This is a genomic window from Xanthovirga aplysinae (assembly GCF_009711365.1).
GTDB classification, from domain to species: domain Bacteria; phylum Bacteroidota; class Bacteroidia; order Cytophagales; family Cyclobacteriaceae; genus Xanthovirga; species Xanthovirga aplysinae.
Window position 1 is genome coordinate 1 of record NZ_SMMB01001009.1, and the last position, 6,545, is coordinate 6,545.

7 protein-coding genes are annotated in these 6,545 nt (G+C 35.5%); all 7 read right to left on the minus strand.

Annotation, left to right across the window (positions count from 1 at the left end):
* On the minus strand, positions 1-810 hold an 810-nt coding region (locus E1171_RS10265; protein ID WP_155205916.1), incomplete at its 3' end, for a DUF4910 domain-containing protein.
* Positions 811-933: 123 nt separating this feature from the next.
* Positions 934-2,061, minus strand: coding sequence for a GNAT family N-acetyltransferase (locus E1171_RS10270; RefSeq protein WP_155205917.1), 1,128 nt, complete (start codon positions 2,059-2,061; stop codon positions 934-936).
* An 83-nt stretch (positions 2,062-2,144) separates the two neighbouring features.
* Positions 2,145-2,696, minus strand: a complete 552-nt coding sequence (gene rfbC, locus E1171_RS10275; protein ID WP_155205918.1) for a dTDP-4-dehydrorhamnose 3,5-epimerase — start codon at positions 2,694-2,696, stop codon at positions 2,145-2,147.
* The gene (locus E1171_RS10280; protein WP_155205919.1) at positions 2,693-3,742 is read right to left on the minus strand and encodes an NAD-dependent epimerase/dehydratase family protein; all 1,050 of its coding nucleotides are present in this window, start codon (positions 3,740-3,742) and stop codon (positions 2,693-2,695) included. Before E1171_RS10280 ends, rfbC begins: the two co-directional genes overlap by 4 nt.
* A gap of 114 nt (positions 3,743-3,856) precedes the next feature.
* Complete coding sequence (locus E1171_RS10285) at positions 3,857-4,510, minus strand: PIG-L deacetylase family protein (protein ID WP_155205920.1); 654 nt, start codon at positions 4,508-4,510, stop codon at positions 3,857-3,859.
* 20 nt (positions 4,511-4,530) lie between these two features.
* The gene (locus tag E1171_RS10290) at positions 4,531-5,349 is read right to left on the minus strand and encodes a sugar phosphate nucleotidyltransferase (protein WP_155205921.1); all 819 of its coding nucleotides are present in this window, start codon (positions 5,347-5,349) and stop codon (positions 4,531-4,533) included.
* A gap of 61 nt (positions 5,350-5,410) precedes the next feature.
* The coding region (locus E1171_RS10295) for a class I SAM-dependent methyltransferase (RefSeq protein WP_246164268.1) at positions 5,411-6,545 on the minus strand (1,135 nt) is incomplete at its 5' end.

Below are 6,545 nucleotides of genomic sequence, written 5' to 3' on the forward strand. Positions count from 1 at the left end.
AATACGGTCAATTTCAGCCAACCCTTGACGGGATTTCTTATAAGTAAAGCTTCCCTCATCTCCCAATAGGGATAAAACCAAACCATGCTTCACCTTAAAAACTTGACTTTCATTTAAAGCTAGCCAACAAATGGCTCCAATGGTTCCAGGAATAAACAAAAATCTATAGGAATATCTAAGGTCAAGATTCATTAAATACTTTGCCAGAAAAGTGGAAATGGCTATTCCCGAAAGGTTATCATTACATAACGAGGGATGGCAAACATGACAAGAAATTAAAACTTCATCTTCTAATTCACCCTTAATTAAATATTCCCCATAGGTCAAATGTCCATTTTCAAGAGTAGAGTCTATATAAACTTCATAACAATCCTCCTTAAAAGTTAGATATTGGTTATAACTCAAACAAAAACCCCAGTTTTCATGATGGTAGGAAGTACGGTAAGGTACCCATTCGGGGTGTTCAGGAAGGGTAAATAAATGCTCTTTTAGTTCCTCTAAATCCAAATGTTTGTGAATAGGTATACTATAATTTAAAATATGCAAATTGGAATCTTTAAAATCCAATACCTTTTCACCTTTTGAGTTTTTTATCCAGGCATCTTTAATATTCCACTCTCTTGGAACTTTCCAATCAAATGCCCGAGTTCCAGATGGAACTTCATTCATAGTTAGGGGAATGTGTTTTTTAACTCTTCTTAAAGTTTCCCGAACACCATTTCCAGTAATACTTCTACAAATAGGATAAAGCTCAGAAATAAAATCATATAATTCTTTTCCTATTTCATTGGCGGTAAAATCTATTTGCATATGAAAATCTTTATAGGTTTCAGATTGACAAAAAAATAGAAATGATTACACCCTAAACAAGTAGGAAAATCACTGTCTGCACATTGTGTTAACTAACTCTAATAGGAATTCTTTATTTGTATCTTAAAATCTATACACAAGCCTCCTAACTTTTTCAGCCAATTGAGGGTGTTTCTCAATTCTTTTTCGAACAATATTTTGAAGAATATATAAATTACCTTTGAAAGTATTGACTTCCAAATATTGGTAAACCGGCATTTCTATGTCCGACCAATCCTTTTTATAATCATGTTCGCCTAAGGTAAAATCGAAAATTTCCAATCCTATGTTACAGCTCCATTCCATTAAATATTCCATCAATAACCGTCCCGCGGAATACACCCTCCACTTCCCCCCTGTATGCACAGGCATTAAAATGTAAAATCGATTTTTCCAAACCATTCCCCAATGAGCAGAAATTATTTCATCTCCACAGATCAAAGCGGATAAGTGTATTTTTCCTTTTGGTATCAAAGCATTTGCAGCTTGATGATAAAAATTCCGATACCCTTCAATTTCAAGGAAGTCATACCAGCCCGATTCTCGATGTCTTTTTCTTTTTAAATCGATCATATAGGATGTTATGTCCTTGATTTCCTGCGCTGTTTTCGCCTGGACAAAACGTAAAGGACCAATCTTCTCCAATCTTTTGAGCTTTCTACGGGAATCGCCCCGCTTCTTACTATTTCTTTTCCTTGAAAAAAAGGTTTCCCAGTTTTCGTCCAGTTGAGCGGCATAACTAATCTCCTGATATTTTTTCCCCAAATACAAAAATGGATTTGGCCATTTACCCACCACAGTAGGTTGTACCACAAAATGTATGACATCGAAGGTTGGAAGCTTTTGTTTTATTTCATTCCAAATATTTATAAACAAAGTTTTATTTAGTTTTTCCAAAAAGGAAGACGTACAAAGAGGCGCATTATATTCAGCCAATCTTCCACCTAACCAAAAGAGTTTCAGACTACCCAAAATTTTTTCAATACCCAAAGGTAAAATCATCTCTACCTTTTGATTATTATTAAAAACAGTGACAATACACAACTGGATATCTTTATGATGACCAACATGCTTGTACCAATTTTCCAACCAATCATAAGTTTGGAAAATGTAACCTTCCGCCTCCTCTTCAAGACTTTTCCAGAAACATTTAGCTTCTGAAAAACTTCTATAAATTTCAATATTGGATATACCTATCGCATTCCCTATCATTTTAACAGGCTTCAAACAGTACTTAAAAATTCCTTTTCAATTAGACGTATTTGGAAATAAACTCTAAACTTTAATAAGCCACCTTATACTTCCATACCCAAAAATTCCTCTTTTAAGAAGGGGTAAGATTTGTCCTTATTAGAAATAATTGAAACCTCTAGAGGCCATTTTATTGCAAGCCGAGGATCGTTATACCTAATTCCTCTTTCAAACAAGATATTTTGGGAGTTGCTGTGATGATAAATTAGGTGGGTATCATCTTCCAAGGTTTGAAAACCATGAGCAAAACCTTCCGGCAGGTAAATCATTTTCATGTTTTCCTCTGCCAACTCTAGGCAAAGAAATTGAAGAAAAGTAGGTGAATTCCTACGGATATCAATAATTACATCAAAGGCCTTCCCCTTTACACACCTAATCAATTTTATCTCGCTTTTAGGACTTAGTTGGTAATGTAAACCTCGAATTGTCCCCTTCTGAAGAGTAATAGAATGGTTAAACTGCACAAAATCCTTTTTATGTCCTATTTGCTTAAACTCCTCTTTACAAAAGGTTCGAGCAAAAAGTCCTCTTTCATCCTCAAAGGGTTCCAAACTGATAACATAAGCCCCTTTTAACTTAGTCTCGAGAAATTTCATTGCACAACACTTAATTCTTCATTAATAAGTCCCTCTTTTTTTAGAGAGTTAATGACATTTAATCGTATCAAATTGGATTGTCTAAAATTTTTGTCCTGAAAGCCCATCTTCCCTAGCCCCTCAACTAATTCCCGAATGGTAGATTTCAGATTCCATTCAGGTTGATGATCCGGAGCCAACTTTTTAAAAAACCCAAAATCAACTTTATAGGATCTTTTGTCAGGGGCTGCCTCTGGATTTATATAAATGGATACTTTTGGTAAAATTTGTTGAATTTCATGAGCTATTTGCTTTACCTGATAATTCCATTCATTACTTCCTGTATTCACTAAAAGAAAATTCCCTCCCTCATCCATAGCCTTTCGTTTTATCCCCCAAATCATTGCTCTTGCCATATCTTTCACATGGATAAGTGGCCTCCAGGGTGTTCCATCACTTAAAATATTAATTTGGTTGTTACCTATCGCTGAGGCCACAAAATCATTGGCAACCAAATCCAATCTAAGCCGATCGCTAAATCCACAGGCAGTAGCAAAGCGAAAACAACTGACCTTAAAATTGTCATCTGCTAATTGGGCCAGAGCATTTTCCGAAAGCACCTTTGAACGAGCGTAAGCTGTAAGGGGATTAAGGGTGGAAGTTTCCTTCCTAGCTTCATTTTCCGCATAACCATAAACACTACAACTAGAGGCAAATACAAAAGCCCTTACTCCTGCTTTTTTGGCCTTTTCAGCTATTCTTTTTGTAGCTTCAAAGTTTATTTCAAGAGTAGCTTCTTCATACTTGTTTCCCATTGGATCATTAGAAATAGCGGCTAAATGAATTAAGGCATCCACTCCCTCCAAAATTTGATCGGGAAATTCTCTTACATCCCCATAATACTGCATATTCAGCAAATTATCAGGAGTTAAATTGGGATTAGTAATATGCTTGGCAAAATAGCCTATATCAAACCCAATCAGTTTACTTTTAGGAAAAGATTGTCTTAGGTATTTTACCAAAACTGACCCTACATAGCCAAGGTTGCCGGTTATCAATATGTTCATTAGTGAAAATTAATTTATCAAGATGAAGAGCAGGTGTTCTAGAGGAATAAAATTGAAATAACTAGGTGATCTGGAATGAAGATCAGGAAATGAGGGTATCCTTCTCAGGATCTTTTAAAACACTATTTTTCGGACATGAAAGGCTTCAGAATATTTCTGTTCATTTGCGGACTCCAGCCCCCTTATTCGCATAAGAGAAAGAAATGTTTCTCTGTCAAACCAATGTTTGTTAAACTGGGTCCCAAAATATTCCAATAGGTAATCGATTTTCTCTTCCATTAATGTTTCGTTCAAATGAACAAAACAATTAGGTTTATCCAAATCCCCATCATATTTGGGAATTTCGTACTCCAAAATAAGATGATTTCGAAAGGTATTCCAGGTGAGTTCTGAAATTAGCCGATGATCTTGGTGCAGATCATTCCTAAAATGAGTAAAAATAAGATCAGGCTGAGATTCATTCTTTATCTCTTCAAAATATTGTTTCACCTCAGCTAGTTGAGAAGGAAGGAAGCCATCCTTAAAGCTCTTGATATTAATTTCTCTTTCATTTACTTCCTGAAGAAACTTCTTTGCCGATTTTTTTGCTTCTAATTCTCTTTCCTTATTAGAGGTAAAAACCACCCATCTAACAGATTTCACTCTTCCTTCCTTTATTAATTTGAGTATGGTTCCGCCACAACCAATTTCAATATCATCACAATGAGCTCCTAAACAAAGAAGATTTCTACCTTTTGTGGTTTTGTTAGCAAAATCTAATCTTAACATAAAACTACAGTGACAATGATTTAATAAAGGGTAGTTTTCTTTCTATTTGGAAACTTTTCTCTTCTTTGATTCCAACATTCCCAAGGAGGATTCTCTGATTCATGTAATTTATCTAAAAGTTGTTTATCTTTAAAGGTATCCATACACGCCCAGAAATCTTTAAACTTGTAAGCATAGAGCTTTTCCTTTTGTATTAATCTTTGGAATGGTTCCTCCACCAGATCTTCCCCCTCATTGATATAATCGAAAAATTCTTTCCGAAAAATAAAATATCCCGTATTGATCCATACGCCTGCATTTCTAATGCTTGTAAATCGGTCAACTCCATTTTTTTCTTTAAAGGTCACCACATGAAAGCTTTGCTTTGGCTGGTAGGCAGAGAAAGCAGCCACTGTATCCTCTTTTTTAAATTCTTCAATCATATCCGGAAGGTGCAAATTGGAAAGCCCATCGGTATAATTGGCCAAAAACATTTCCTCTCCCTCCAAGTATGGTTTAACTGCCAATAATCGCTGGCCAACATTGGAATTTAAACCAGTATGGATAAAGGTTATTTTCCAATCATGAATATCCTTATTCAACAACCTCAAGTCTCTTCCACCTTCGGAATACACAAAATCATTAGAAAGGTATTCATCATAATTCACAAAATAATCCTTAATCATATCACCCTTGTATCCAAGGCATAAAATAAATTCCTTATGACCATAATGGGCATAATACTTCATAACATTCCATAAAATTGGCCGATAACCAACCTTCACCATAGGTTTTGGTATTTTTTCAGAATAGTCCCTGAGCCTCATCCCTAGTCCACCACAAAACAAAACTACTTTCATACTAATTGAGTTTTAAAGTCATTTTTAATTTATTTGAAAAGAATTGATTGTTCTGATAAATTCATGAATAAACGGTGGTTTCAGGAATTGGCACCACAAATTCTCCTCCCCAATCTTTAATAAAATCCATTTGCTTCATTATTTCATTCTTTAGATTCCAAGGCAGTATCAACACATAATCTGGTTTAGTTTTCTGAATATATTCAGGGGACAAAACAGGTATTCGAGAACCTGGAAGAAAATTCCCTTGTTTATGGGGACTTCGATCTACCGTATAATCGATAAAATCCGTTTTAATTCCACAGTAATTAAGTAATGTATTACCTTTTCCAGGAGCCCCATAAGCTGCAATAGTTTTTCCTTTTTTCTTGGCAGAGATTAAGAACTCCAACAGCTTTCTTTTTGTCTCTTTTACCCTTTCTCCAAAGGATAAATAAAAGGACGGATCCATTAACCCTCTCGAAGTTTCTCTTTCTTTTAGGTCTTTCACTTTGGGAGCAATCTCCCTGGAGGAATCCTCCTTATGTTTGACAAAAATTCTCAAAGATCCTCCATGAGTTGGAAGCTCCTCTACATCATATACACATAATCCATGAGCAGCAAATATTTTTTCAACAGTAATGAAGGATAAATAGGAAAAGTGTTCATGATAAATAGTATCAAATTGATTTCCGTCTATTAACTGTAGAAGATGAGGAAACTCCAAAGTAATCACACCCCGCTTCTCTAAAAGGATTTTCATCCCCCCAACAAAATCATTAATATCTGGGACATGTGCCAAAACATTATTGGCCATTAATAAATCTGCCATACCATATTTCGTAGACATCTCCTTGGCTGTCTGTTTACCGAAAAATCTCATCTCTGTCCTAATGCCTTTTTTTTGGGCAAATTCTGCCACATTTTTGGCGGGCTCTATTCCCAGGACAGGAATACCCTCTTTGTGAAAATATTGTAATAAATATCCATCATTGCTTGCCACTTCTATCGCCAGATGCTCTGAAGTTAAGCCCAAATGACCTATGATGAACTCTGCATAATCTTGTGCATGTTGAAGCCAACTATCCGAATAAGAGGAGAAATAAGTATAATCAGAGAAAATATTGGATGGGCTGACATACTCCTCAAGTTGCACTAAGAAACAGTTGGTACATACTTTGGCATGCAAGGGATAATAGGCTTCCATTTGATTGATC